This window comes from Brevundimonas sp. FV1ye28, assembly GCF_058681135.1.
On sequence record NZ_CM178731.1, the window covers coordinates 1,677,520 to 1,703,747 of the forward strand.

The 26,228-nt window shown below is 68.2% G+C and carries 26 protein-coding genes; 6 read left to right on the forward strand and 20 right to left on the reverse strand.

Annotated features, from left to right (window positions below):
* Positions 1-25 precede the first annotated feature (25 nt).
* Entirely contained in the window at positions 26-1,102 is a 1,077-nt protein-coding gene (locus ACW171_RS08305; RefSeq protein ID WP_492092704.1) for an aldo/keto reductase, read from the reverse strand.
* 137 nt (positions 1,103-1,239) lie between these two features.
* Here ACW171_RS08305 and ACW171_RS08310 point away from each other — a divergent pair, with 137 nt between their 5' ends.
* Positions 1,240-1,824 (forward strand): TetR/AcrR family transcriptional regulator, encoded by a 585-nt coding sequence (locus ACW171_RS08310; protein ID WP_492092705.1) that lies wholly within the window; start codon positions 1,240-1,242, stop codon positions 1,822-1,824.
* Here the strand turns inward: ACW171_RS08310 and ACW171_RS08315 are convergent.
* Genes ACW171_RS08315 through ACW171_RS08375 form a run of 13 tightly spaced genes read right to left on the reverse strand, consistent with a single transcriptional unit; the run spans position 1,808 to position 12,154 of the window.
* Entirely contained in the window at positions 1,808-2,254 is a 447-nt protein-coding gene (locus ACW171_RS08315) for a chemotaxis protein CheE (RefSeq protein ID WP_492092706.1), read from the reverse strand. The genes ACW171_RS08310 and ACW171_RS08315 overlap by 17 nt on opposite strands.
* Positions 2,251-2,850 (reverse strand): response regulator, encoded by a 600-nt coding sequence (locus tag ACW171_RS08320; RefSeq protein ID WP_492092707.1) that lies wholly within the window; start codon positions 2,848-2,850, stop codon positions 2,251-2,253. The genes ACW171_RS08315 and ACW171_RS08320 overlap by 4 nt, the downstream gene beginning before the upstream one ends.
* A 3-nt stretch (positions 2,851-2,853) precedes the next feature.
* A complete protein-coding gene (locus ACW171_RS08325; protein ID WP_492092708.1) occupies positions 2,854-3,198 on the reverse strand; it encodes a DUF8776 family protein in 345 nt (114 codons plus the stop codon).
* A complete protein-coding gene (locus tag ACW171_RS08330; protein WP_492092709.1) occupies positions 3,198-3,740 on the reverse strand; it encodes a chemotaxis protein CheD in 543 nt (180 codons plus the stop codon). The genes ACW171_RS08325 and ACW171_RS08330 overlap by 1 nt, the downstream gene beginning before the upstream one ends.
* The gene (locus ACW171_RS08335) at positions 3,737-4,126 is read right to left on the reverse strand and encodes a response regulator (RefSeq protein ID WP_492092710.1); all 390 of its coding nucleotides are present in this window, start codon (positions 4,124-4,126) and stop codon (positions 3,737-3,739) included. Before ACW171_RS08335 ends, ACW171_RS08330 begins: the two co-directional genes overlap by 4 nt.
* A 9-nt stretch (positions 4,127-4,135) precedes the next feature.
* Positions 4,136-5,176, reverse strand: coding sequence for a protein-glutamate methylesterase/protein-glutamine glutaminase (locus tag ACW171_RS08340; RefSeq protein ID WP_492092711.1), 1,041 nt, complete (start codon positions 5,174-5,176; stop codon positions 4,136-4,138).
* Complete coding sequence (locus tag ACW171_RS08345) at positions 5,173-6,039, reverse strand: CheR family methyltransferase (RefSeq protein WP_492092712.1); 867 nt, start codon at positions 6,037-6,039, stop codon at positions 5,173-5,175. Before ACW171_RS08345 ends, ACW171_RS08340 begins: the two co-directional genes overlap by 4 nt.
* Positions 6,036-6,497, reverse strand: a complete 462-nt coding sequence (locus ACW171_RS08350; protein ID WP_492092713.1) for a chemotaxis protein CheW — start codon at positions 6,495-6,497, stop codon at positions 6,036-6,038. Before ACW171_RS08350 ends, ACW171_RS08345 begins: the two co-directional genes overlap by 4 nt.
* A 2-nt stretch (positions 6,498-6,499) precedes the next feature.
* Positions 6,500-8,842, reverse strand: coding sequence for a chemotaxis protein CheA (locus ACW171_RS08355; protein WP_492092714.1), 2,343 nt, complete (start codon positions 8,840-8,842; stop codon positions 6,500-6,502).
* Between the two features lie 3 nt (positions 8,843-8,845).
* Positions 8,846-9,211, reverse strand: a complete 366-nt coding sequence (locus ACW171_RS08360; protein WP_492092715.1) for a response regulator — start codon at positions 9,209-9,211, stop codon at positions 8,846-8,848.
* On the reverse strand, positions 9,208-9,483 hold the full coding sequence (locus tag ACW171_RS08365; protein WP_492092716.1) for an STAS domain-containing protein: 276 nt from the start codon (positions 9,481-9,483) through the stop codon (positions 9,208-9,210). Before ACW171_RS08365 ends, ACW171_RS08360 begins: the two co-directional genes overlap by 4 nt.
* Positions 9,483-11,405, reverse strand: coding sequence for a methyl-accepting chemotaxis protein (locus ACW171_RS08370; protein ID WP_492092717.1), 1,923 nt, complete (start codon positions 11,403-11,405; stop codon positions 9,483-9,485). Before ACW171_RS08370 ends, ACW171_RS08365 begins: the two co-directional genes overlap by 1 nt.
* A gap of 44 nt (positions 11,406-11,449) precedes the next feature.
* Positions 11,450-12,154: a TorF family putative porin gene (locus tag ACW171_RS08375; protein ID WP_492092718.1), complete on the reverse strand. Its 705-nt coding sequence runs from the start codon at positions 12,152-12,154 to the stop codon at positions 11,450-11,452.
* A 255-nt stretch (positions 12,155-12,409) separates the two neighbouring features.
* Here ACW171_RS08375 and ACW171_RS08380 point away from each other — a divergent pair, with 255 nt between their 5' ends.
* From ACW171_RS08380 to ACW171_RS08395, 4 genes are all read left to right on the forward strand, one after another.
* Entirely contained in the window at positions 12,410-13,870 is a 1,461-nt protein-coding gene (locus tag ACW171_RS08380; protein ID WP_492092719.1) for an ATP-binding protein, read from the forward strand.
* Positions 13,867-14,478 (forward strand): response regulator transcription factor, encoded by a 612-nt coding sequence (locus ACW171_RS08385; protein ID WP_492092720.1) that lies wholly within the window; start codon positions 13,867-13,869, stop codon positions 14,476-14,478. Before ACW171_RS08380 ends, ACW171_RS08385 begins: the two co-directional genes overlap by 4 nt.
* Positions 14,479-14,570: 92 nt before the next feature.
* Entirely contained in the window at positions 14,571-15,653 is a 1,083-nt protein-coding gene (locus ACW171_RS08390) for an acyltransferase family protein (RefSeq protein ID WP_492092721.1), read from the forward strand.
* Positions 15,654-15,684: 31 nt separating this feature from the next.
* Positions 15,685-17,175, forward strand: coding sequence for an exopolysaccharide biosynthesis polyprenyl glycosylphosphotransferase (locus ACW171_RS08395; protein WP_492092722.1), 1,491 nt, complete (start codon positions 15,685-15,687; stop codon positions 17,173-17,175).
* Here ACW171_RS08395 and ACW171_RS08400 read toward each other — a convergent pair.
* The 4 genes from ACW171_RS08400 to ACW171_RS08415 all read right to left on the reverse strand — a co-directional run bounded on the left by ACW171_RS08400 (position 17,126) and on the right by ACW171_RS08415 (position 21,946).
* Positions 17,126-18,313, reverse strand: a complete 1,188-nt coding sequence (locus ACW171_RS08400; RefSeq protein WP_492092723.1) for a hypothetical protein — start codon at positions 18,311-18,313, stop codon at positions 17,126-17,128. The two genes, ACW171_RS08395 and ACW171_RS08400, sit on opposite strands and share 50 nt — an antisense overlap.
* Before the next feature lie 89 nt (positions 18,314-18,402).
* The gene (locus ACW171_RS08405; protein WP_492092724.1) at positions 18,403-19,164 is read right to left on the reverse strand and encodes a WecB/TagA/CpsF family glycosyltransferase; all 762 of its coding nucleotides are present in this window, start codon (positions 19,162-19,164) and stop codon (positions 18,403-18,405) included.
* Positions 19,161-19,883: a polysaccharide biosynthesis/export family protein gene (locus ACW171_RS08410; RefSeq protein ID WP_492092725.1), complete on the reverse strand. Its 723-nt coding sequence runs from the start codon at positions 19,881-19,883 to the stop codon at positions 19,161-19,163. Before ACW171_RS08410 ends, ACW171_RS08405 begins: the two co-directional genes overlap by 4 nt.
* Entirely contained in the window at positions 19,874-21,946 is a 2,073-nt protein-coding gene (locus ACW171_RS08415) for a GumC family protein (RefSeq protein WP_492092726.1), read from the reverse strand. The genes ACW171_RS08410 and ACW171_RS08415 overlap by 10 nt, the downstream gene beginning before the upstream one ends.
* Before the next feature lie 99 nt (positions 21,947-22,045).
* Here ACW171_RS08415 and ACW171_RS08420 point away from each other — a divergent pair, with 99 nt between their 5' ends.
* Entirely contained in the window at positions 22,046-23,371 is a 1,326-nt protein-coding gene (locus tag ACW171_RS08420) for a lipopolysaccharide biosynthesis protein (RefSeq protein WP_492092727.1), read from the forward strand.
* On the opposite strand, the gene ACW171_RS08425 is transcribed toward ACW171_RS08420, so the two are convergent.
* Together ACW171_RS08425 and ACW171_RS08430 are read right to left on the reverse strand one after the other, a co-directional pair.
* A complete protein-coding gene (locus tag ACW171_RS08425; RefSeq protein WP_492092728.1) occupies positions 23,360-24,244 on the reverse strand; it encodes an FkbM family methyltransferase in 885 nt (294 codons plus the stop codon). The two genes, ACW171_RS08420 and ACW171_RS08425, sit on opposite strands and share 12 nt — an antisense overlap.
* Positions 24,245-24,316: 72 nt before the next feature.
* On the reverse strand, positions 24,317-26,155 hold the full coding sequence (locus ACW171_RS08430; protein WP_492092729.1) for a hypothetical protein: 1,839 nt from the start codon (positions 26,153-26,155) through the stop codon (positions 24,317-24,319).
* Positions 26,156-26,228 lie beyond the last annotated feature (73 nt).

Below are 26,228 nucleotides of genomic sequence, written 5' to 3' on the forward strand. Positions count from 1 at the left end.
CTCGTCGTGATCTGACTTCAGCGCATCACTCGAGCCAGCCTGCCACGTCGTTTCCGCCGAAGACCATCCGCCGGATCATGGGGGCCGTCAGACTGGCGCTGAATCCCGCCTCGGGCGCGCTGGCCTCGTTCAACCGTGACATCTGGTCGTCGCTGAGCGCGAACTCCGTCGCGACCAGATTGCCGGCCAGCTGGGTCGCGTCGCGAACACCGATCAAGGTGGACGTCACGCCGGGGCGTTGCATGACCCATCGCAGTGCGACCTGGGCCGGGGACCGCTCGACCTCTGCGGCGACCGCCTTCAAGGTGTCGAGAACCAGCCAGTTGCGGTCGGCGAACTTGCTCTGGCCGAACGGGTTGGCGCCGCTCAGCCGGCCGCTGTCGGAGGTGTCGTCCCGCCGATACTTGCCGGTCAGGAAACCTCCGGCCAGGGGGCTCCACGGCATGACGCCCATCCCGCCTTCGCGTGCGGCGGGGATGTGCTCGGCTTCGACGTCGCGGGCGACCAGGGAGTATTCGACCTGGATCGCAATGGGGCCGGGCACACCGCGTTCAGCGGCCAGGGTCGCCGCCTTCATGGCCAGCCAGGCGGGCATGTCGGACAGGGCGTAGTAGCGGATCTTGCCCGAGCGAACGAGGTCGCCGAGCGTCTGGACGATCTCTTCCACCGGCGTGACGCCGTCCCAGATATGCATCCAGTAGAGGTCGATGAAATCGGTCCCGAGACGCCGACGCGACGCGTCGAGCGCGCGGTGGATGTTCTTGGCGCCGGCGCCCCCGGCGTTCGGATTGCCCGAGCCGGCCTGAGCGCCAGTCAACGGGCTGGCCGAGCCGTTGAAGGCGAACTTGGTGGCCAGGACGATCTCGTCACGCGACTTCGTCTCGGTGATGAACCGACCGACCAGACGCTCGCTCTCGCCGCCGGAATAGATGTCGGCCGTATCGACGAAGTTGCCGCCCGCAGCCCGATAGGCGTTGAAGACGTCCCTGGATGCGGCCTCGTCGGCGCCCCATGCGCCCGGGCCGAACGTCATGGTCCCCAATGCCAGCGGACTGACCACGAGGCCGGATCGGCCGAGCGTGCGATAGGCGGTGAGGGACATGGTGGAAACTTTCGTAGCGGTTGCTACGAAACCCATGAACCCCTTGTGCGGGAGGGTCAAGCTATTCCATAGTGACCGTTATGGAACAGTCCGAAGGGGTGAGACGATCAGGCCGACCGCTTTCGTTCGATCGCGACGTGGCGCTTCGGCACGCCATGCTGACCTTCTGGCGTCACGGCTATGAGTCCAGTTCGGTCGCCGATCTGACCTCTGCGATGGGCATCTCGACGCCCAGCCTCTACACGGCCTTCGGCGACAAGAGGCAGCTCTTCCTGGAAGCCGCCCGACTGTATGCGGGCGACCAGGAGGCATTGGCCGAGGCCATCGCCGCAGCGCCAACCGCGCATCGGGCGGCACACGACCTGCTTACCGGCGCCGCGATCACCTACACCGGCGAGGACACGCCGCCCGGTTGCCTGCTGGCGAGCGCGACGGCCAGCGGCTCGGCGCAGTCCGCCGACGTGCAGCACGCCGTGGCAGCGATACGGGGCGGGGTCCAGCAGTGTCTGAAAGACAGGATCGGGCGGGACATCGGCGAAGGCGTCCTGCCGGCGGATACCGACGCGGCGGGCCTGTCGGGCATGGTGATGGCCGTGATGCAGGGCCTGTCGGTCCTGGCGCGGGACGGCGCGGATCAGGCGGCGCTGTTGTCGATCGTCGGCGCCGCGCTTCAGGGCTGGCCGGGGCAGAGGCGCGTGGGGTCGGTCAGCGCGCCTGGGTGATCGAGCGCAGGCCCGCCAGAAGAGTGTCGCTCGTGCGGCCGGCGCGGCAGTCGTTGGCGAGGATTAGGCGCAGGGCCTGGGCGTGGACCTGGATCGAAGGCCAATGCCAGGTCTCGGCCTGGATCATGCGGTCGGAGATTTCGCACAGGCTGTAGGCCGCGTCGAACAGGGGGCCCGTGTCGAAATAGCCGGCCACATCGACGATCGACGACCCCAGCGCATAGACGCGCTGGCCCATGCCGGGAGCCGCCTCGACGCACAGGGCCTCGAGCGCCTTGATGGTCTCGGCCACCGTGGCCATGGCGTCTTCGCGATGGGTTTCGAGCTGGGCGACGGCCTGTCGCTCCAGGTCGCGGACCTGGCGACCGCCCGGCTCCTGCATCTGTTTGGCCAGAGGGCTCTTGACCTTGAACGTGCGGGCTTCGGTCACAGCGAGACCTTCATCGGTTTCATCAGCATGTCGATATCGGACTGGTCCATATTCGCTTCCTTGGCGGCGCCGACGTGTTCGGACAGGTCGCCGCTGCGACGGCCCGGCATGCCCACGGGCGGGCCGAAGTTCCGCACCCGGCGGTCGGGTCCGGCATAGCTGTCGCACTCGACGAACTGGCGCTCATCACCGCCCAGCCAGAGGATGCGCTGGAGGAGGACGGTCGGGGTCAGGGGTTTGGTGACGACGAAGCTGGCGCCGCAGTCGCGACCCTTGTGAACCTTGGACTGGGAGGCGTGGCCCGTCAGCAGGATGACGGGAGTGTAGCGCAGCGGCGGCGCGGTCTCGCGCCGGAGCCATTTGACGAAGTCGTAGCCGTCCATCTCCGGCATCGAGCAGTCGATCAGGACCAGATCGACGTCACGCGTCTCCATGATCGACACGGCATCGGGCGTGGATCCGCACTTGATCTGCTGCTTGACCCCGAAACCCTGGAAGATCGAGCTCAGCATATCGAGCGACTTCTGATTGTGATCGATCAGAAGCACGTTCGAGCGTGCGAGATTCACTCTGTCGGGGGTGGGGGGACGCGCCATCGATCAGTCGAACAGGGTCAGATCGCCGGAGGAGGGCGCGGACGCGGTCGGGCGCACCGACGGCGCGCCGACCAGACGGTCATAGAGGTCGGACAAGGTCAGCGCGTGCAGGGCCGTCGTGATCGGGGCCCCCGCCCCTACCGCCGCCGCCAGTCCGCTGAGACCCTCGAGGCGCTGGATCAGAAGATCGAAGTCCTGGACATCGGCCATCGCGGTCGCGCGACGGTCCGCCTGGCAGTCGGCGACCAGTTCGGTCGTCAGGTCGGCCAGCTCTTCGAGCCGCGTGCGGATCTCGGCCAGTTCGTCGGAGACGGCGACCAGCAGCAGGCGGGATTGAGCTCTCAACATCAGAACAGCTCCACGGCGCCGGAAGCGACAGGCTCGACGCGGGGCGGCGCCTGGACAGGCACATGGCCGTCGGTGACCGCGCGTTGAAGGGCCCGGCCGGTGGACGGCCAGTAGTGAAGGCGTCGCCCGCCCTGGCCGCGCAGGCTGCCGCCGACCACGGGGATGCCCTCGTCGCGCAGGAAGCGTTCGGCGAAGTCGGCGTTCTGCATGCCGACGTCGCGCAGGCTGTCGAACATGCGGCCGCCGCCGAACAGCTTGGCCTCCAGCCGGTCGCGGCGGGCGCCGGCCTTCATCACGTCGTTGATCAGAAGCTCCATCGCATAGGCGCCGTAGCGGCGGCCCGCGTCGGTCCCCGCCCCTGCCCCTTCGGGCAGCAGGAAATGGTTCATGCCGCCGACGCCCGTATCCGGGTCGCGCAGGCACATGGCCACGCAACTGCCCAGGATGGTGGTCAGCATGACGTTGCGGTCGGACGTCACGTGGTGCTCGCCCTGGCCCACGTGGATCCGCTTTTCGGTCGCCAGGGCCTCCGGCGACATCATGTAAGGGGCCCGAAGACGCTTTCCAGCTTGTCCTTCAGCTGGGCCACGGTGAACGGCTTGACCAGGTAGTTGTTGACGCCGAACTGGACCGCGCGCTGGACCAGCTCCTTGTCGGCGCGCCCCGTCAGCATGATGAAGGCGGCGCCCTGGGTCGGCGGGTGCGAACGGACGGCGCGGAGCAGGCCCAGACCGTCGAGCTTGGGCATGTTGAAGTCCGAGATCACAAGATGCGCGGGCTTGGTGATCATCTCGCGCAGACCGGCCTCGCCGTCGGCGGCTTCACGGAACTCGCGGAAGCCGATCTGTTGCAGGCTGTTGCGGATGAGGGCGCGCATCGACAGTTGGTCGTCGACGATCAGGACGTGGATGGCGGAAGCGGCAGGCATCGGAAATCCTCAGGCGACTGTCTGGGCGTGGGGGGACGCGCACAGATCGAGAATGGCGGACGATAGACGGGTGAGCGGCAGCTGGCGCTCGACGGCCCCGATCTCCTGGGCGACGCGCGGCATGCCGTAGACAACGCAACTGGCCTCGTCCTGACCCAGGGTGTGGCCGCCGGCGTTGCGCATTTCGAGCAGGCCCTGCGCACCGTCGCGGCCCATGCCCGTCAGGATGACGCCGGTCATCGGGCGGCGCAGTTTGGAAACCGAGCGGAACAGGACGTCGACCGAGGGACGGTGGCCGCTGACGGTGTCGCCTTGGCTCAGGCGGCAACGCGGCGTGGTGCCCGAGACCTCCAGATGGGTCAGGCCGCCGGGCGCCAGATAGACATGGCCCGGGATCAGAGGGGCGCCGTCGACGGCCTCGGTCACCGTCGCGGCGGAGGCCTTGTCCAGGCGTGCGGCGAAGCTGGGGGTAAAGGTCGCCGGCATGTGCTGGGTGATGACCGTGGCCGGGCAGTTGGCCGGGAAGGCCGAGATGATCGTCAGCAGGGCCTCGACGCCGCCGGTCGAAGCGCCGATGGCCAGGATGTGATCGGCGCCGGGGCGGTAGTCGGTTCGGGGCCGGACGGCCTCGACCGGCGCGCGGGCGCGGACGCGGGAGCGGGCGGCGGTCTTCACCTTCAGCGTCAGTTCGGCGAAGGCCTCCTGGGCCGTGACGCCGGCGCCGGGTTTGCCGACCGCGTCGACCGCGCCGATCTCGAGCGCCTGAAGGGTGATCTCGGCGCCCGCCTGGGTCAGGGTCGAGACCATGACGACGGGCATGGGCCGCAGCCGCATGATCTTCTCGAGGAATTCGATGCCGTTCATATTGGGCATCTCGACGTCCAGGGTGATGACGTCGGGGTTCAGTTCCTTGATCAGGGTGCGGGCTTCGAGCGGATCGGCGGCCGAGCCGACGACCTCGATCTCCGGATCACGACGCAGGGCGGCCGTGATCAGGCCGCGCATGGTCGGGCTGTCGTCGACGACGAGGACTCTGATCGGGACACTCATGCGGCCAGCCTGTAGGTCGTCAGGCCGCTGGTGATCAGCTGCTGGGTCGCCGGGCCGCTGACGCGTTCGGAGTGGCCGATGTAGAGGGTGGCGCCGGGGTTCATCAGCGGGGTGAACCGCTTCCAGACCTTCTCCTGGGTCGCGTCGTCGAAATAGATCACGACGTTGCGGCAGAAGATGACGTCGAACTTGTGCCGCATCGGCCAGTCGCCGATCAGGTTCAGCTCGCGGAACGACACGAGGTCGCGCAAGGCCTGGTTGGCCGAGAGCATGTCGCGGCCCTGCGAGGGGGCCTTTTCGAAGAAGCGGTTGCGCAGCATCGGCGGGGCGGCTTCGAGGTGTTCGGCCGAATAGACGCCGGCGATACCGTCGGCGACCATGTTCGGATCGATGTCGGTGGCCAGGATGCGGAAGTCGAGCTCGTTGGCTTCCGGCAGGACGGCCAGGACCGTCATGGCCATCGAATAGGGCTCCTGTCCGTTGGAACAGGCGGCGGACCACAGGCGGATGCGCTCGCCCCGGCGGGCGCGCTCGGCCAGGCCCGGCATCACCTGATCGCGCAGGTGCTCGAAATGGTGCGGCTCGCGGAAGAAGCGGGTGACGTTGGTGGTCAGGGCTGCGGTCATCGCCTGGCGCTCGTCGACCTCCGCCGAATCCTGGATCAGGGCGCAGTAGTCGCGGAAGCTGCGCAGCCCCAGCGTCCGCAGACGCTTGGCCAGCCGCGAATAGACCAGGGCGGCCTTGCCCTCGTTCAGCGCGATGCCGGCGTGGCTGTGCAGGATTTCGGCGATGTGACGGAAATCCTCGGCCGTGAAGACGAACTCGCCTTCGACCAGGGAGGCCCGTCCGACGGGACTGCTCATGCGGCTTCGGCCTCGGCCGCGTCGGGGATGATCCGGTCGAGTTCGATCAGGCTGATCAGGCGGCCGTCGAGGGCGAACAGGCCCTTGACGAAGGACTTCACCTGTTCGCTGGCGACGTCCGGCGTCGGCTGCATCGCCTCGTCGGTCAACTGGATGATGTCGGACACGGCATCGACCAGAAGGCCCACCATGCGACCGCCGACGTGGGCGACCATGATGACGTGACGCGCGGTCGGCTCGGCGGTGCGCAGGCCGAAGCGGGCGCCCAGATCGATGATCGGCAGGACGGCGCCGCGCAGGTTGATGACGCCCTTCATGAAGCCCGGAGCCCGCGGAAGCGGGGTCGCGGGGGTCCAGCCGCGGATCTCGCGCACGGACATGATGTCCACGCAGAATTCCTGTTCGCCGATACGGAAGGCGATCAACTCACGGGCGGCGGCGTTGGTGGCTTCAGTCATGATCAGCTCGCGATCTTGAGTTCGGTACGGGCGGTCTCGTGGCGCACGAAGCGGCGACGCGAGGAGGCGACGATGGAATCGACGTCCAGGATCAGGGCGACCCGGCCGTCTCCGAGGATGGTCGCGGCGGCGACGCCGTCGACCTGCTGGTAGTTGGTCTCGAGGCTCTTGATGACGACCTGACGCTGGCCTTGGATCGCGTCGAACAGGAGGGCGGCGCGCGTGCCGCCCTCGGTCTCGACGACGACGGCGACGCCGGTCTCCGGCGCGACCGGGGTGTCGCGGAAGCCCATGCCGAGGGCGACGTCGATCAGGGGCACGAACTGGTCGCGGAACCGGATCACCGGGTCGTGGCCGCCGACGAAGTGGATGTCCTCCAGGCGCGGAGTCAGGCTCTCGACGATCGCGGTCAAGGGCGCGACCAGGGTCTGTTCGGCGCCGGTGACGACCATGCCGTCGAGCACCGCCAGCGTCAGCGGCAGGCTGAGGGTGAAGGTCGAACCCTTGCCCGGATTGGACGAGATCGAGATGCGGCCGCCCAGGGCCTGGATCGAACGACGGACCACGTCCATGCCCACGCCGCGCCCCGAGACGTCGGTGATGGTCTCGGCCGTCGAGAAGCCCGGCAGGAAGATCAGGTTGTCGATCTCGTCGTCGGTCAGGGACGCGTCCTCGGCGATCAAGCCGCGCGAGATGGCGATGCCCTTGACCCGTTCGCGGTTGATGCCGGCGCCGTCGTCGGAGATTTCGATGACGATCCGGCCCGAACGGTGCAGGGCGGCCAGACGCACCGTGCCCTCGGCGGGCTTGCCGGCGGCGACGCGAGCGTCCGGGCTTTCCAGCCCATGGTCGATGGCGTTGCGCAGCATATGGGTGATCGGCTCGGCCAGACGTTCGACCACGGTCTTGTCGACCTCGGTGTCTTCGCCGGCGGTGACCAGTTTGACGCGCTTGCCGGTCATCTCGCCGACTTCGCGGACGAGACGCGGCATGCGCTGGAAGACGGACTTCACGGGCTGGGCCCGGATGGCCATGACGCTGTCCTGGATCTCGCGCGTCAGCAGCTCGAGGTCTTCCAGACCGACCGAGATGCCGGACGAACGGGCCAGGCCGCTCTCGATCACGCGCTGGGCCAGCATCGCCTGCTGGATGACCAGTTCGCCGACGACGTTGATCAGGCGATCCACCCGGTCGAGGTCGACGCGGATGGTTACGGGGGCCGGTTGCGCCGGTGCGGTGGGGGCCGCCGGGGCGCTCGCGGCGGGCGTGGGCGCAGGGGCGGGCCCCGGTTGCACGGCCGGCGCAGTCGGCACGGCGATCGGCTGTGTCAGCGGTTGTGCCGCCGGGATTTCTGGAGTCGCAACCACGGCGACCGGTTCTGCGATGGGCGCAGACGGGGGTGCGGCGACGACCTCTTCCTGAGCGCGGGCCAGAAGGGCGGCGATGTCGAACTCGGGTTCCGAAGGGGCCTCGACCGAAGCGGCCTGCTCCACCGGCGCGGCGGCCGAGGCGGGGCGGATCGACAGGTCGCAGTCGGTCTCGACGAAGTCGAACACGTCGCGGATCGCGGCCTCGCCACCTTCCGTGACCAGGTCGACGGTCCAGGACAGATAGGATTCCTCGGGGTCCAGCACATCCAGATCCGGCACGGCGGAAACGTCGAGCGTGACGGTCGTCTCGCCCAGACGCGCCAGCTCGCGCAGCAGGATCGCCGTCTCGTTGGCGTTGACGTACATGCGGCCATGAGGATGGAACACGACCCGCCAGGCGTCGTCCGACGATGCGGGCGAAGGCTCGGCTTCAACCGAGCCGCCCAGATCGGCGAGGTTGAAGGCGACCGGCTTGAAGCCGAAATCGTCGCCCTCCAGGTCCATGCTCATCGGGACGGGTGCGAAGACTGGCTCGGGCTCGGGCGCGGAGACTTCGGCCGCCGAAGCCACGGCCTCGCCGTGCGTCAGGGCCTCCAGCTCGGCGACCAGACCGGCGGAGCGGGCCTCATCGACCGGCGCGCCCTGACCGCGCGCGGCGGCGATGTGGTCGGCCAGGACGTCGGAGGCGCGCAGCAGGGTCTTGACCGTGACGTCGTCGCACGGCTTCCGCCCCGAACGAATCTCGTCCAGCAGGGTCTCGAAGACGTGGGCGAACCGGACCAGGGCCTCCAGGCCGAACGCCCCCGCACCGCCCTTGACGGAGTGAACTGCCCGGAAGACGGCGTTGACCGTCTCGGTGTCGGTGTCCCCCTGCTCGATCGCCAGCAGGCCCGTCTCCAGGTCGCCGAGCAACTCGTCGCACTCCTGGAAGAAGACGACCTTGATGGCCTCAAACGGATCTGCCGCGTCGCTCATGGGTCAGGCCGCCACGCGTCGCACGGCTTCGACCAGCTTGGCGGGGTCGAACGGCTTGACGATCCAGCCGGTCGCGCCGGCGTCGCGGGCGCGCTGCTTCTTGGCCGCATCGCTTTCGGTCGTCAGGACCAGGACCGGGGTGGCGCGGTGGGCCGGGTCGGCACGAACGCCCTCGATCACGCCGAAGCCGTCCATGCGGGGCATGTTGATGTCGGTGATGATGATGTCGGCGCCTTCGGCCGCGAGCGTCTCCAGCCCGTCGATGCCGTCGACGGCCTGGATGACGCGGTAGCCCGCGTCGACCAGGGCCATCATCAGCATGTCGCGCATGGTGCGGCTGTCGTCGATGGTCAGGATGGTCTTGGTCACGAGAAGGCTCCTTGGGGGGTGGCCTCGGCGGCCCCGAACGCGTTCCACTGATCGGCGAACTCAGGCGAGACGTCGTCGATCTTCAAAGAATGGCCGTCCCTGGCCCAGGTCTGCTGGGCCGAGATCAGGACCTGTAGGCAGAGGCCGCCCAGACGCTCGACGCGCGAGGCGTCGATGACGACGGACTGACCGCGCATCGGCAGGAGGGCCGCCTTCAGAGGCTCGGCCTGGGCCAGGTCGAGAATGGCCGGAAGGGAGATGGAAGCGGTCATCAGAACTCTTCCCAACCGTCTTCCGACACGACCGGCGCGGGCTTGCGGGCCGCGCCGCCGTGACCGACCGTGCGCATCTGGGCGACGGCGCGTTGGGCCGGGCGAGCCGGGGCGTGGGAGGTGCGAGCCGCCGGAGCGACCGCGCCGATCTGGAAGCGGGCGACCGAACCGGCCAGGCTTTGAGCCTCCTGCGACAGAGAGTGGCTGGCGGCGGTCGATTCCTCGACCATCGCGGCGTTCTGTTGCGTGACCTGGTCCATCTGGTTCACGGCGGTGTTGACCTGCTGGAGGCCGGTCGCCTGTTCCTGGGCGGAGGCGGCGATCTCGGACACCAGGCCGTCGATCTCGGCGACGCGGCCGACGATGCGTTGCAGCGCTTCGCCCGTCTGACCGACCAGGGCGACACCGGCGTTGACCTGGGTGGTCGAGGCCGAGATCAGCGTCTTGATCTCCTTGGCGGCCTCGGCCGAACGCTGGGCAAGGGCCCGGACTTCGGAGGCGACGACCGCGAAGCCGCGGCCTGCGTCACCGGCACGCGCGGCCTCGACGCCGGCGTTCAGGGCCAGCAGGTTGGTCTGGAAGGCGATCTCATCGATGACGCCGATGATCTGGCTGATCTCCTGGGCCGACTTCTCGATCGCGCCCATGGCGCCGACAGCGTCACGAACCACGACGCCCGAGGTCTCGGCGTCGCCCTTGGCGGCCTGAACAGTCTCGGAGGCCTGACGGGCGCCCGAGGCGGTGCGGTTCACCGTGGCGGTGATCTCGTCCAGGGCGGCGGCGGTCTCTTCCAGGCTGGCGGCCTGTTGTTCCGTGCGACGCGACAGGTCGTCGGAGGCCTGGGCGATCTCACCGGCGCCGGACCGGATCGCCGAGACATTTCCGGCCACGACCGACATGGCGTCCTTCAGCTGAGCGATGGCGGCGTTGAAGTCGTCCTTCAGCTTCACATAGTCGTCGGGGAAGGACTGGCTGATGCTGTAGGTCAGGTCGCCGCGCGTCAGGTGATCCAGGCCTTCGCCCAGGGCGGCGACGACGGCGGCCTGTTCACGGGCGGCGGCCTCGGCGGCGCGCTGGTTGCGGGCGCGCTCCTCGTCCGACTGGCCGCGCAGGGCGGCGCCCTCGGCTTCCAGACGGGTCTTGTCGATGGCGGCGTCACGGAAGGCCAGAACCGCGCGGCCCATCTCGCCGAACTCGTCCTTGCGAACACTCTCTGCGACTTCGAAGGCGGTGTCTCCTCCGATCAGCCGACGCATGTGGCCGATCAGGACGTTGGTCGGGCCGACGATGCCCCGGGTCAGGGTGAAGGCGGCGCCGATCGCGATCAGCAGGGCCGCGACCAGCCCGACCACCAGGGCGATCAGGGCGTTCTGGGCCGCAGCCGCCTGGGCATCCCTAGTCTGGGTCAGACTGGCCGCCTCCTCAACCTTCAGTTCCTCCAGGGGCGCCTCGACCTGGCCCATCAGGGTATCGGACAGGCTGTCGGGTCCGACCATCGTTCTCGCCTGGGCAAGGGTCGCCGGATCCGCGGCCAAGGCGGGAACCTTCGCGGCGATCTCCTCGAACCATTTGTCGCCGGCGGCTTCGATCGTCTGGACATGAGCGTCGACCGCCGGCCCGCCCGTTTCGCGGATGTCGGCCAGGCCGGACTTGAAGTCCGCGCGGTGAGCGTTCAGCCGTTCGATGTAGAAGTCGTCCAGAGAGATCAGGTAGCCTCGAAGGGAGTTCTCCTGTTTCGCCAGCTTGAGTTCGACCTGGGCGGTGTCACGCACGATCTGGTTCGCGGCGCTGCGCGCCTCACCCGCCTTCGCCATCGCCTGCAGATTGAGGAAGATCGTAGCCCCCATGGCGCCGATCGCCAGCAAGACGGCGGCGAAGGCGATCGCCAGTTTTTTGCCGATGGGAAGATTGGTGAAGAACACTGCGGGATTCCTTGGGGTATCGGACAGGAAGTATGGCGAGAGAGTTAGAAGCTAATGCTTAACGAACCGACCAATCGGCCTTCATAGGGCTCGCCGAAATCGTGGCTGTCGGTGTCGTACCAACGCAGGTCCGCAGAGACGTTGTCGGTCAGCTTGCGCTTCACGCCGGCGTTCCAGGCGACGTATTCCGCGCCGCCGTCAGCCGAGCGATCGGCGACCGCGATACTGGCCTTGGTCTTGGCGTCCAGCGCCACCGTGCCTTGCAGCTCGATCCACCAGGCTTCGCGCGTCGCGGCGAAACCGTCGGGCGTGTAGTTGACGCGAAGACGGGTGGTGACGGGGCCGAAGGCGCGGGTCGCGTCCGCCTGGTACTCGAAATAGTTGTTGTCGACGCCGGCGCGAGTGCCGGGCAGGTCGCGGTTCAGAACGGCGAGGTCGAACTTGACCGTGCCGACGGTCGGCCGCCAGCCGATCTGTGAGACGGTTTCGGAATCGGCGCCGGACGAAATTTCCGCCGTCGAGACGAAGACGCTGGCGTAGACCTGGCCGGTGCTGACTTCGACCGAGCCGTAGGGGGCGACTTCGCCGTTCGACTTGCCGAGGCCTTTGCCCGTGTATTGGCTGGCGACGCCGACGGTCCAGCTGATGTCCTGCGCGGAGGCGGCGGCCGGGGCGACCACTGCTACGGCGGCCAGTAGGGTCGATGCGAACCGGGCATTCTGCACGCGGTTGCGGATGGAAGAGGTCATGGAAAGGGTTCCTTGGATGATGATCCAAGGATGGCCAGCGTCACCGTATTATTGGTGAATCTTCACCTAGGTAGGACTACTTATCACCGGAAAGGCCCGCCGGGCGGGGATCCAGGCCCTTGTCCGGTCGCCGATTTTCATTCTGGAATGAAATTTAACGTCCAATATTGACGTTGATTACACACCGATGACGGTGCGAATCATCACAAGACCGACGAACTGGGCACTTCGACCCAGGCTGATTGAGGCGGCTTGATGTCGCGAGGGGACGCATCCGCGACGATCCGGGAGAAGGCGGCCAGGCTGCTGCGATCGCCGTGGGCGGGCTATCCGGTGGCCTTGATCGCAGTTCTGGCCGCCCTCGGAATCCGGGCGGCGCTGGAGGGCTTCGGCAGCTTCTACTATCTGCCGATGTTGCCTGCTGTGATGGCGACCGCCTTCCTTGCCGGACGGCGCGAGACCGTCTTCGCCATCGTCCTGGCCATCGGTGCCAACGTGGCCCTCGTCCCTCGGGACCACAGCATCGACACCATAGCCAATGCGGTTCTGTTCGCCGTCGTCGCCTGGACGGTGGCGGAAGGCTTCCGTCGTCTGCGCGACTACCGGACAAACGCAGGCGAACTGGCGCGACGGCTGGCCCGTCGGGATCACATGCTGAAGACCATTCTGGCGTCGGTGCCGGTCGTGACGCTGGACCGGCAAGGGATGGTGCGGTCGTTGACCCCGTCGGCGTCCTGCATTCTCGCCGCCCCAGAGAGCCTGGCGATCGGCGAGCCGTTCAATCTGTTCGTCGATGATTTCGATCTGGCCGAAATGACCGCCCAGGACGGTCATCTCAATGCGCAGAGGACATGGGGCGGGCGCAGGGGCGACGGCCGGCGGCTGGACCTCAACATTCAGCTGGGGCTGAACGAGGACGAGACCGATCCGGATCATGCCATTCTGTGCCTGACGGACCTGACGGATTCCCACGCCGCCGAAGCTCATGCCCGCGACATGCACGCCCAGTTGAACCGGGTCTGGCGCCTGAACTCCCTGGGCGAGATGGCGGCGTCGCTGTCGCACGAGTTGAACCAGCCCCTGAGCGCGGCGGTCACCTATCTGCATGCCGCTCAGAGCGACATGAAAACGGCGGGCCCGGCGGCGGAGAGCGCCAGTCGGACGACCGATCTGGCCAAGGCGCAGCTGCTGCGGGCGGGCCAGATCATCCGGCGCATGCGCGAGCTTCTGGCCCACGAGAGCCGGGGTCTGGACGTCGAGAGCGCCCGTTCGATGATGGCCGATATCGACGGGGTCCTGGCGATGATCGGGCGCGCGGCCGGCGTATCGATCGAGTTGAACATCGAGGCCGGTAGCGACGCCGTCTGGGCCGAACGGATCCAGTTTCAGCAGGCGATGGTCAATCTGATCCGGAATGCGGTCGAGGCGCTGGAGGGCAAGTCCGATCCGCGGGTGGTCGTCACCGGCCGGGCGATCTCGCCCGAGGCCTATGAGATCCGCGTCGAGGACAACGGCGTCGGGATCGCGACGGCCGATATGGAATCGATCTTCCGCCCGATGATGAGTACGAAGTCCGGGGGAATGGGCCTGGGCCTGTCGGTGACGCGTACGATCATCGACAGCCACGGCGGGACGCTGAAGGTGGAGGCCAGCCCACTGGGCGGGGCCGCCTTCTCGTTCTGTCTGATGCGTGAGAGGGAGCTTGTGGAGGCATGAATTCAATCACCGTCCTGATCGCCGAAGATGACGAGGACGTCCGCGATTCGCTGCTGATGCTTTTGCGCGCCGAGGGCGTTCGCGCCCGCGCTTTCGCGAGCGGCACCGAACTGCTGGCCAATCTGCCCGAGGTCGATTCGGCCTGCGTCATCACCGACGTCCGCATGCCCGACATGGACGGGACGGAGGTCGTGCGTCGCCTGACCGAGTTGAAAGGCCACGCCTGGCCGGTCATCGTCATCACCGGCCACGCCGATGTGCCGATGGCCGTGCAGATGATGAAGGCGGGCGTCGTCGACTTCATCGAGAAGCCCTTCGATCCCAATCGACTGCTGGAGGCCGTGCGCGGCTGCCTGGGGCATCTGTCCGCACAGAAGACCGCGCTTCAGACGCGCGCCGAGGTCGCCGAGCGCATCGCCCTGTTGAGCCAGCGCGAAAACCAGGTCTTCCGCGCCTTGGTCGAGGGACGATCGAACAAGGAGATCGCCGCCGAGCTGGCCATCAGCCCGCGCACGGTCGAGATCTTCCGGGCCAAGGTCATGAGCAAGATGCAGGCGACCAGCCTCTCGGCCCTGGTTCGAATGGGACTGGCCTCCCCCGCCGAATAGGCCCGGATCAGGGGGCGACTGCGGCCAAGGCCGACACCGATCCTCAATACCTGATGTGCAACCTATGAGTGCGAACCGTGAAAGGCGCACCCATGACTGCATCTCCCGTCGCAGCTCCGCATCGCACCGAACTGGTCTCCATCCAGTACCTCCGCGCGGCCGCCGCGCTCGGGGTCGTGGTCTGGCACGCCCAGGGTCAGGCGGGACTTGCCGAGACCCAGGTCCTGCAGGCCGGGATCGAGGTCTTCTTCATCATCTCCGGCTATGTGATGTGGCTGATCCTCAGCGAACGTCCGACCTCGCCCTGGGTGTTTCTGCGCAAGCGGCTGGCGCGGGTCGTGCCGCTCTACTGGCTCTTGACCACGGTCATGGTGATCCTGCTGCTGGTCGCGCCGCAGCTGTTGCAGAGCACCCGGTTCGACCTGCCCCATGTGGTCGCCTCCTACCTGTTCGTCGCCTGGCCCAACCCGGTCGAGGCGGCGGGTCTGAAGCCGGTGATGATCCCCGGTTGGACGCTGAACTACGAGATGGCCTTCTACCTGCTGCTGACCGTCGGCCTGGCTCTGAGCGCCAGGTCGCGGGGTGCCTTCGTGATCGGTGCGCTTCTGGTGCTGGCGGCGATTTCTCCCCTGCCCCTGCCTGAAATCGCCCGCTTCTACGCCTCGCCCTTCATGGCTGAAATGGCGCTGGGCGTGGGGCTGGCGATGGTGATCCCGCGTCTGCCGAAGGCCTGGCTGAAGCATGGGGGCGCGGTCTTCGGCCTGGGCGTCGCGCTGCTGCTCGCGGGCGGCGCCGTGATCGATGCGCAGGCCAGTGGAAGACTGATCCTGCTGGCCCTGCCGGCCGCGCTGATCGTGGCCGGTCTGGTCGCGATCGAACAGACCGGCCGGCTGGCGTCCATCCCGGTGCTGAAGGCGATCGGGGATGCGTCCTACCCTCTCTACATGATCCATCCGGTCCTGCTGTCGGCCATGGCTCAGGGCCTCGTTCTGGCGGGCGTCGAAGTCTCACCCTGGCTCTATGTCGCGAGCGCCGTCGTGGTCACCTCCGTCGTCGGATGGTTCGCTCATCTTTGGCTGGAGCGCCCCCTGATCGCCGCCTTCAAGCCCCGCCCGCGCGTGCCGGATTCCATCGCCCCCGCCCTGACCACCGTCCCGAACGAAGTGCGCCCGTGACCACTTCAGATTGCATTCGGGTGTTCCGGCCGTGACGCTCCAGATCCTCTCCGATCCGTCCGTGTCGGACGGTTCCCGAAACCGGCCAGTCCCCGATCGCCGTCGTCGGCCCCGCCGTCAGGCGGCGACCACCACGCCCTTCGTCCGCGTCTCCATGGGAATGATGAACCGGATGGTCGGAGCCGTGGACGCGGCGGTGATCTTCGGCGTCGCCCTGATCTTCCATTATCTCGACATCGCGGGCCCGCCGCCGCTCTCGATCTGGCAGACGGTGATCGCCGGGCTGGTCGGCGCCGTGGTCTTCGTGGCGTCGCTCGCGACCTGGGGCGGGTATCGGGTCGAGCGGTATCGTCGGGTGCGCGGCCAGGCGCTCGACCTCATCGTGGGCGTGACCCTGGCGGCGCTGTCGAACCGCGCGGTCGTCTGGGCCTTCGAGCCCGATGTGCTGGCCGCCAACCTGTGGCTCTCATTGTGGCTGCTGGCGGTGTTGCTCGGACTGGGGATGGGCCGCCTGGCCTGCGCCCTGGTCGTCGACGCCCTGTGGACACGCGGGTCGCTCCGGCGGCGTGTCGCAGTGGTCGGCGCGACCCTGATGGCGGGCGACCTGATCCGTCGCATCCGCCAGGACGCGTGGCATAGAGACCTCGAACTGGTCGGCCTGTTCGACGATCGGTCTCCCGGCGTCACCGGCACGGTCGAGGATCTGCGGCGTCTGGCCCAGACGCGGCGGGTGGACTTGATCGTCCTGGCCCTGCCGTGGAGCCGGTCGGAAGATGTCTTCGCGCTCGGCGACCGGCTGCAGTGGATCTCCGCCGACGTCGTGACCCCACTGGAGCGGCCCGGCTTCCTGTCGCGCTCGAACGCCCTGACTCAGGTCGCCGGCATCCCCGCCCTGCAGCTGACCCGCCACCCGTTCCGGGGCACGCAAGGGCTGGTCAAGCAGGCTCAGGACTATGTCGTCGCCGCCTGCGCCGTCGTGCTGACGGCCCCGATCGTCGCCGTCGCCGCTGCGGCCGTCGCCCTGTCGGGTGGGGGGCCGGTGCTGTTCCGCCAGGACCGGATCGGCTTCAACGGTCGCCCGTTCTCGATCTACAAGCTGCGCACCATGACCGTCGATCTGACCGACGACGGCGCGGGTGGACAGATGCGCGGCAATCCCCGCATTACGAAGATCGGCGCCCTGCTGCGGCGCACCTCCATCGACGAACTGCCGCAGTTGCTGAACGTCCTGCGCGGAGAAATGTCCATCGTCGGGCCACGCCCGCACGTCGCCGGAATGCGCATCGGGTCGGACGCCTATGCCGAGGCGGTGCGGACCTATGCGGCGCGTCACCAGATCAAGCCCGGCATCACCGGCTGGGCCCAGATCAACGGCATGCGCGGCGGCATCGACACGCTGGAAAAGGCCCAGAGAGGGGTCGAGCTCGACCTGGATTACATGCGCAACTGGTCGCTGCAGCTCGATCTCAGCATCATGGCGCAGACCCTGACGCGGCACCTGATGGGGCCGGAGGTCTTCTGACCAACCACCAGGACAGGGCCAGGACCGTCGCCAGCTCTCCCGGCGACAGCACCACCGATACCACGGGCGACACGGCCAGCAGGAAGATCGCATAGTCGAACACGGCGGCGCCGATCAGGAGCCCGCGTTGCATCGCCTCCCACGCCATCCGGATCGCGAGTAGGTGGAGCGCCAGCATCAGTCCGGCGCCGATCACCCCGTACTCGAACACCACACCCAGCCAGCCGAGATCGGACGGGAAGAAGAAGGGGGTGCCGACGATGTCGCCGAGCGTGACATTGCCGACGCGTGTCGCACTGCCGACGCCCGTGATCCAGCGCCAGGGCTCGTCGTTGAGGAAGGCGAGCGCGTGTTCCGCCTCGATCTGTCGCATCGAGAGCGAGCCGCCGAGACTGTCGACCGCATCCTGACCCAGCCACAGCACCACCGGAAGCGCCGCCGCGATCACGATCGCCGTCGCCATCATCATCGCCGGCCCCTGCCAGCGGCGCAGGCCGAGAAGGGCGCCGAGGCCTAGACCGACGATCGTTCCACCGATCTGGGCGCGCTGCTTGTAACCCAGGATCATGGCGACGAGGCCGAGGCCGATCAGCAGGGCCTTCCAGATCGCCGGCCTTCGCCAGAACGAGCGGTTGATCAGGAACAAGGCCAGGATCCCGAACATCATCGGTGCATTGATGCGACGGCCACGCTCGGCATCGCTGAGGAAGACCTTGGTGTCCTCGATCCCCTGCTGGAACAGGGCGTCGGGCGCGAACAGCCAGGCCCCGACCAGAAAACCGAAGGTGACGACCGCGAGGACGACGATCCCCTTCGTCAGGTCACGCGAACCCGGACGGATGAGCCAAAGGCAGGCAGCGGCCCCCAGGGCGCCGGTCAGGGGCCAGATCTTGGCGGTAGAGGCCAGTGCGCCGAAGACGTCGTTGCCCAGCTGGGTCACGCTGATGAAGGGCGTTACGCCCAGGAGCCAGGCGCAGGCGGCCAGCACAAGCGGCTGATAAGGCGGGTTCAGCCTCCAGATCGCGAACAGGGCCAGAGGGGCCGTCAGGACCGGCCAGGCCTTGGCCAGCAGGTAAAGCGGCAGCGCGTCGACGACATAGGCGAAGACCCCGCCGAACATCGGCAGGGCGAGGGTCACAAGGGCCGCGGGCCAGATCGGCTCAGCCGTCCCGACGATTGCCGACGGGGTCGGTCCAGCCCGAAGGACCCGACCCCTGCGCGCCGCCGTCATGCCGGACGCCGGGCCGTCCGCAGTCGCTCGACCAGGGCGATCCAGAGGATGGGGGCGGACTCGATGAAGACCCGGCGGAAATGGCCTCTCGGGTTCAGCGCCAGCCGCCAGGCCCATTCCAGCCCCCCCTCCCGCATCCATCGGGGTGCGCGACGGATGCGGCCGGTGAGGAAGTTGAGCGCGCTGCCGACGCACAGGCCGATACCGGTGACGTCGGGCGTCTCCGTCAGGCGTCGGGCCAGGTCCTCCGACTGGGGCGCGCCGGCGATCAGGAAGACGTAGCGGGCCGGATGGGCGCGAACGAAGGCGAGGCATTGTTCGACCTCCACCGGGTCGCGCCAGAAGCCGAACGATGGGGTCAGGCGGGCGACGTGGCGAAGGCCGAACCGGCGCCGGAGGGCGGCCTCCACCTCGGCGTCTCCGCCGATCAGGGTCACGGTCGCCTCGGCCGGAACCCCGATCTCGAACAGGCGGGCGACGAGATCGCTGCCCGCCGCGACGGGCAGGTCGCGGCCGAACAGAACCCGCGACAGGAGGCGCAGGATGCGGCTGTCGTTCAGCACCATCCACGCCCTTTCCTGTGGGCCTGCGAACCGGTCGTCGCCGGAGCGGGCGGCGACCACATGCTGGGCGTTGGGGGTGACGACGAAGGCGAAGGCGGCGGCGGGGTCGCGGGCGACGATCTTTGCGACGGCCGTCTCCAGAGCCAGAGGCGTGAACTCGACGCCGAGGAAACAGCGACGCGCGAAGACGCTCATGGCACGGCACCGAAGGTGTTGGCGTAGGAGACCGATCGGCTGAACGGCAGCAGCCGATTGACGTACTGGTCGATCCACAGATCAAGCTCGGCGATGCGGCTACGGGGCACGAAGACGATATCCTCCGAGGCCAGGGCGATGCCGTCGCCCGCCTCGCCGCGCTCGACGAAACGGCGCAGGTCGACGGTGCGGAGCATGGCGTCGGCGCCCGGCCTCTGGCGGATGACCACGACCTGGTCCATCCGGCTTTCGGGCGAGAAGCCGCCCGCCAGCATGACGGCCTCCAGCGTCGAGGCGCGGGCCGGGAGGGGATAGACGCCGGGCCTCTGAACCGCTCCGCCGACGATGATCCGCGCGGCGCGGGCCTCGGCGACCGAGAGGCTGACGATCGGCTGCCGCAGGCGTCGGGCGGAGGCGATCTGGATCGCCGTTTCCAGCTCGCTCGGCGTCAGGTTCTGGGCCGGGAGGCGTCCCGCCACGCGCAGGCTGACGAAGCCGTCCGGTTCGACCACGACGTCCTGGGTGAGCTCCGGCGTCAGCAGATAGTCCACCTTCAGGCGATCGCCGACGCCGAGGCGGTAGGCGGGCGCAGCGTCGCTCCAGGGCGCGAAGCGACGGGGCTCGCGCTCATGCGGACGCAGCGACTGGGTCGTGCCGCAGCCGGTCGCCATCAGCGCCAGGCCGATGACGGCGAGGCGGCGAGAGGAGATCATAGCCATCGGTAGATCGCCCCCGGGACATGATGTTTGCGGCCAGTGAAGACGAAGCCCAGCAGGTCGCCGCCGGAGGCCAGAACGACCTCACGCATGCGTCGCGCGGTCGGGGCGCGGGTGGCCTCCGCCTGGACGATCAGGAGGCTGGCGTCGGCCAGGGCATGGAGACGGCGCGCCTCGGGCATATCGAAGTCACGGGCCCCGACCAGCACGATCCGGCTGAAAGCGCCACGCATCAGGTCCAGGAAGGCGCGAGCTTCGTCCCCCGTCGCGCCAGGCGAGCCGAGCGGCGTCTGGAGCGGGTTGAGGGCGGCCCAGAGACCGGCGGAGGCGGAACGGGCGACATCGAGGCGCGACGCACCGGCGGACAAGGTCTGCACCGCCTCCCCGGCCTTGCGGCGATAGTGATCGGCGGCGTCGAGGTCGATCAGCAGGACCGGGCCGTCGGCGCGCGCGGCCATGGCCTGGGCGACGCCGAGAGCCAGCCGACATTTGGCGCCCGCGTCATCGCCGACGAACTGGAAGACCTGCAAGGAACGGCCGTCGATCTCGAGATCGAGAAGAAGACCGGCCAGCCGCGCCATGGCCGTCAGCCCGGCGTCGGAGCGAAGGTTCGAGGCGGTGGCGTCGAGGGTCATGACCGCTTCGAGGCCGAGCGAAGTTTCCGCCTCTCCCGGCGCGATGAAGACCTGTCGCAGGACGATGCCGACCGCCGTCGCAGCGATGGCTAAGGCGACCCCCAGGGCGAGGCCGGCGAGGATGAGGGTGGGGCGCAGGTCACGTCCCGTCAGGGGCGCGGTCGGCGGCTGGACGACGCGGACCGTGGTGTTGCGATCGTCGACGGCCTGATCCTCGAGCGCGGCGCCGGCGCGGCCGATCAGCAGGCTGCGATGAATAGTCTCGGAGGCGGAGCGGCTGCGCTCCAGATCGTGCAGCCTCATCTCGGCGATGCGCAGGTCGGCGACGCGGGCGCGGGCGGCGGCCAGCTGCGTCGCCAGTTCGGCCGACTGACGCTGCAGGGACGCAAGCTCGATGCCGAGCGAGGCGCGGCGCTGGACCAGCAGGTCGGCGACGGGGTTGCGGACGGTGCGGTCGCTCGATCGGATGTCCTGGGCGTTCTCGACGATCTGGGCCTGGGCGGCGGCGATCCGGGCGTCGATCTCGGCCAGTCCCGGCCAGTCCTCATTGTACTGTTCGACGATGTGGGCGCGGTCCTGACGCAGGCGCAACAGGGTGTTGCGCGCCTCGTCATTGGGGGTCGAGTTGGTCCGCTCCTGACTGTCCAGAACGCGCTCCGGCGCCGTCGCCAGCTGACGGGTCACGGCGGCCAGTTCGGCGGAGACGGCGCCGCTCCGTTCCTGCGCCTGACCCAGGCGCTGGGTCAGGGCCTCGTGCCGATCCGAGGCCAGGGCGATATCCTTATCGATGTCGAGCACGTCGTGATCGAGGCGGATCTGCTGTATCTCCCCTTCGGTCTGGCCCAGCGCGGTGTCGTAGCGGGCGATCTCGCGGTTCTGACGGTCCCGCGAAGCGTTGACGTAGAGTTCGGCGCGGCGGTCGATGTAGGCGTCGATCACGGCCTGGACCGCCGCCAGCGCCTGCTCACGATCCCCGCTGACGAAGGCGATGCGAAGGACGTTCGAGCCGTCCTCGATCTCGACCTTCAGGGCTTTGGCGAACTTCCCCATGGCCGCCGGTTCGACGTCGGGATCGCGGCCGCTCGCCTCCGCCAGTTTCATCATCGCGGCCTGGATCACCGGGTCGCTGCGGACGATCTGAACCTCGGACTGAAGCGCGCGCAGTATGGCTTCGCCGCCCTGATAGGTCTGGGGTCCGTTCAGTCCTTCCTGAGCAGCCTCGGTCGCCCCGATGCGGAGGAGAACCAGGCTGGCGGCCGTGAACTTCGGCGGGGTCAGGACCGCCGCGCCGACGCCCAGCGCCAGACCGATCAACAGACAGACCAGGATCGCCTTCAGATTGTAGAAGACATGGATCAGGGCGTCGCGCGGAGACAACAGGCCCCTCGGCGTGGCGGGCGGCTCGTCTATGGTCTGGACCAGTTGGCTCAACGCCCGACCTCAAAACATCGCCTGCGGTCCGGCGACCTCAATACACGTTTGGGTAGCATGTGATTGGTAAACGAGATGCGACCACGATCCGGAGTCCGCATGTCGCCCGCGACGCTATTCGCCCGTCTGAGAACCGCCATGCCCGTGGCCCGGATCGTCGGCTTGCTGGCCGGAGCTCGGCCGGCCGTGATCGTTTCGCTGGGCTCGCGCGGACTGGAGGCGGCCGCCAAGTTCGCCCTCTATGCTCTCGCCGCACGGGCGCTGGGCGGGCATGACGCGGGGCGGTTCTTTCTGGCGCTGGGCGTCATCCAGATCGTCTCGACACTGGCCCGGCTCGGCCTGGAGAAGCCGGTGACGCGACATGTCGCGGCCGAGCTGGCGGTGGGCGATGTCGATGCCGCGCGGCGAGCGGCGATGACGGCGGGCGGGGCAATCCTGATGGCCAGCACGGCGGCGGGGCTGGCGCTCGCGGGCGCGGCGCCGGTCATCGCCGAGCACTGGACGGGCCAGGCGGACATGGCGTCGGTCCTGATGCTCGCGGCCCTGATCATCCCGGTGCAGAACCTGGCCTTCGCCGTGGCCCATGTGCTCATCGGCCTGGAGCGGGGCGCGGCGGGGCAGATGGTGATGAACGCGCTGCCACCGGTGCTGTCCCTCGTCGCCCTCAGCCTGGGGGCGGACACCCTCAATGGGCTGCTGCTCGCCTATGCCGGGTCGTTCGGAGCTTGCGCCCTGCTGGGTCTGGGGCTGGTTGTCGCGACGCGCTGGTCGCGGCGATCTCCGCAGGTGTCGTCGGCCAGGACCCTGGACAGCCTGTGGAGCGGCGCGCGACGACTGGTCGTGGTCGATGTCTGCCAGGCGATGCTGATCACCCTCCCGGTCCTGATCCTGGGTGCGTTCGCCGCGCCGGAGGCGGTCAGCACATTCTCTCTGTGCAGCCGGCTGGCCATGCTGGTGACCATCGTGGTGCTGAGCCTGGGCGCGATGTCGGCGCCGCATTTCGCGCGGCATCATCGGCTGGGCGACTGGGCGGCGCTGAAGGCGTCGGCGGTCGAGAACCGCAGAGCGACGATCGCCCTGTGTCTGCCTCTGATCGCGGCGTTGGCCCTGGGGTCGGAGCCGTTGCTGGGCCTGCTCAGCGTGCCCGTGACGCAGGGTTTGCCGGTGCTGTTGATCCTGCTGGCGGGACAGCTGGCCTATTGTCTGTTTCCGTCGCGCGACCTGTTGCTGGCGATGGCGGGCGAGGAGCGGGTCTTGCGCCGGAACAGCCTGTGGCAACTGGCCTTCTGCATCGCCCTGTGCTTCGCGCTGACGCCCCCGTTCGGCGCGGTCGGGGCGGCCCTGGCCAGCGCCATGATCTGGATCGGCGGCGCGCTGGCGATCGCCTCGGCCGCGCGCCGGAAACTGCCTCAGCTAGACCTGTGACACAAAAGGCGGGCGACGCGCCGCATGGACGGCGATGAGGTTGCAGAAATCGTTCGGCGGTTCGGCGATCAGGACGAAGGTCTGGTCAATCAGTCGGTGGAACCGATAGCCGGCCTCGGCCAGCCGCCTCCAGGTCTCGGTCGCCGCCGCGTCCGTGCCGCCGCCAGCATTGATGTGGGCGTTGCATTCGAAGATCACGGCCGGCTTGAACCGTGCCAGAAGTCCGCGCGCACCGGCGACGACCATAGGCTCGGCGCCCTCCACGTCGATCTTGATCAGGTCGACGCGTGTGAGGTCGCAGCGCGCGATCAGGCTGTCCAGCGTCAGGGTCTCGACCGTCTCGCCCGCCTTCGCGCGGTCGTTGGCGATCAGGGAAAAGGCCTGGGGGTCGTTGCCGAGCGGGACGTGGTGCAGGATCGCCTCGCCGGCCCGGTCGGAGGCGGCGACCTTCATCGCCTCGGCCCAGCCGAAATCGTTCAGGGCGAGGTTTGCGGTCAGATGGCCATAGGCCTCGACGCCCGGCTCCAGGGCCAGAACTCGGCCGGTCGGGCCGACCAAACGCGCGGCCTTCAACGCGTAGAGGCCGATGTTGGCGCCGACGTCGATGAAGACGTCGCCCGGCGACAGCAGACGCTCCAACTGGCGCAACTCCGGCTCGACCCAGTCGCGCAGCAAAAAGGCGGTGATGGTGGTGTAGCGCAGATCCGCCGGCGCACGCATCCGCTCGCGCCCGTCGCGGGTCAGATGGAAGGTCGGATTGCGACCGCTCGCACCGGCGACCGCAAGGTGAGCGGCGCGCGACAGGACGCTGACGGGCTCGGCCCGGAAGGCGGGCTGGCTCGTCAGTTTGCGGATACGGCGGATCAAGGTCATCGGCGCTCACCATGCGGGTCGCGACCGGTTCTACAGCCCGTCGATTAACTTTAGGTTGTGTTGCAACTTCTCTTACGGCGCGAAACCGATCCGCCACGACAGGCTGGCGTGGTCCGTGATCTCGGCGCGGCAGCGGATCAGGGTGCGGAAGGCGCCGATCGGGCTGGCGTAGATGGCGGCGTCGAAATTCTCGGTCGGGGCGCAGGTCATGCCGGTCGCCTCGAAGGACGCGACCTCGCCCTGAGCGAAGCGGATGACCTGGCCGTCCGTCGTCGCGCCGCGCGAGAAGACGGGGAACTCCAGATCGATCACGGCGGCGCCCGTTACTGCGATCTCGTCGCTTCGGGTGATGGCGCCGGGCTCGAGGACATAGCGGGTCCGGATCTGCGCGCGCGCGTCGGGCCGCGGGGCCTCCTCTCCCATCCGGTCGAGTTCGTCCTGGCGATAGGAGACGGTCGTGCGTTCGCCGGCCTCCTCGATCTCGACGTCCTTGAAATAGGACAGGGGTTGCAACACCGCGCCGTCGGCCAGGGTCAGGCGCGGGATCATCTGGGGGAAGGTCTCGTCCGCCGAGCCGGACAGAACGCCGGGCGAGAAGGGGATCGGGAAGTAGGGCGTGTGCATATGCTGCGTCGGGCCGCCGTTGATCAGGGGCAGGCCTATGACCCGGTCGCCGTCGCGGTAGGTGACCAGCACGCGGTCGTGGTCCCCGCGCGCGAACCAGGTCGTCATCGAACGCGGCTGCCCGTCCAGCCACGCCGCGAACCCGGCGTCCGGGGCGGTGTTCGTCAGGCCCAGCCGGTTCCAGATCGCATTGGTGTAGATCAGCTGGTGCGACAGGCTGAGGTTCTCGCCGAGGATCCGGTGCTTGCCGCGATAGGCGTCCGTCTTTCGGCCATGGTCCCACAGGTTGACCGACCCGGTCCCGCTATCCAGCCAAAAGTCGACGTAACGGGCCGCGACGCGCGAGGAAAAGGCATAGGCCATCGCCTGCTCTTCGTCGGTCAGGACGTCGAGCGCGGCGGCGGCCGTCAGCACCTCCAGAAAGGCCGTCTCGCCATAGACTCCGATGCTGCGGCCGTATTCGAACCCCTCGCCGCGCAGGTTGAGGCGGGGCAACATCAGGTCGACGGACTTACGCAGCCACTCGCGCACTTCCGGCGGCGGCTCCACGCCGGTCTCGATGAACCGCTGGGCGATCTCGCCGATCAGCAGGACGGAGTAGCGGTCGAACCGACCCTCGCCAGAGGTCTCGTCGGCGAAACCGTATTCGCCTGAATAGTCGCGGAAATGCTGGAGGGTTTTCGCCAGCAAAGCCTCCGAGGCGGAGGCGTCCTCCCAGCCCAGGAGGAACCGCAGCCGGGCGATGCTGAAGGCCACGCCATAGTAGTTGTTGGGCAGGTCGATCAGGGTCAGGTCCGGTTCGCGCACGAAGGCGCGCCAGTCCAGCCTTTCGCGCAGACGCGCCAGTGTTTCCGGACTGATGGCCTCGTCCAGCAGGCCGGCGGTCTCCAGCTCGTGCAGGGCCGAGATAAAATAATAGATTCCCCAGCTGTCGTTGACGTCTTCCAGCGTCAGGTCGGACAGCCGACGAAACGCGGCCAGCCGCTCCGCAAAGGCGGGGTCGTCGCGCGAGGTGGCGACCAGAAGATGCGACATGCCGATGGCGATCTTGCCCGGAAGGAACTTGTCCTGGGCCTCGAAGACCTCGACCCCGTCCAGACGATAGTCCCTCCCCTCGGCGGCCAGGGCTTCGAGCAGAAGCTCGATCTGGGGACGGACGCGGTCCTCGACCGTTTGGTTCATCGGCGGCGCGGTGCGGTAGAGGACGCCGCGCTCCTGGGCGAAAGTCGCAGCCGGGACCGCCGCGATGCCGAGGACGAACGCGGCGAGAACGGGGACACGACGCATGGGACACTCTTGGAATGAAAAGGGGGGACGGCCTGCAGGCCGCCCCCCGGAGGCGTCTGCCTTAGGAGAGCAG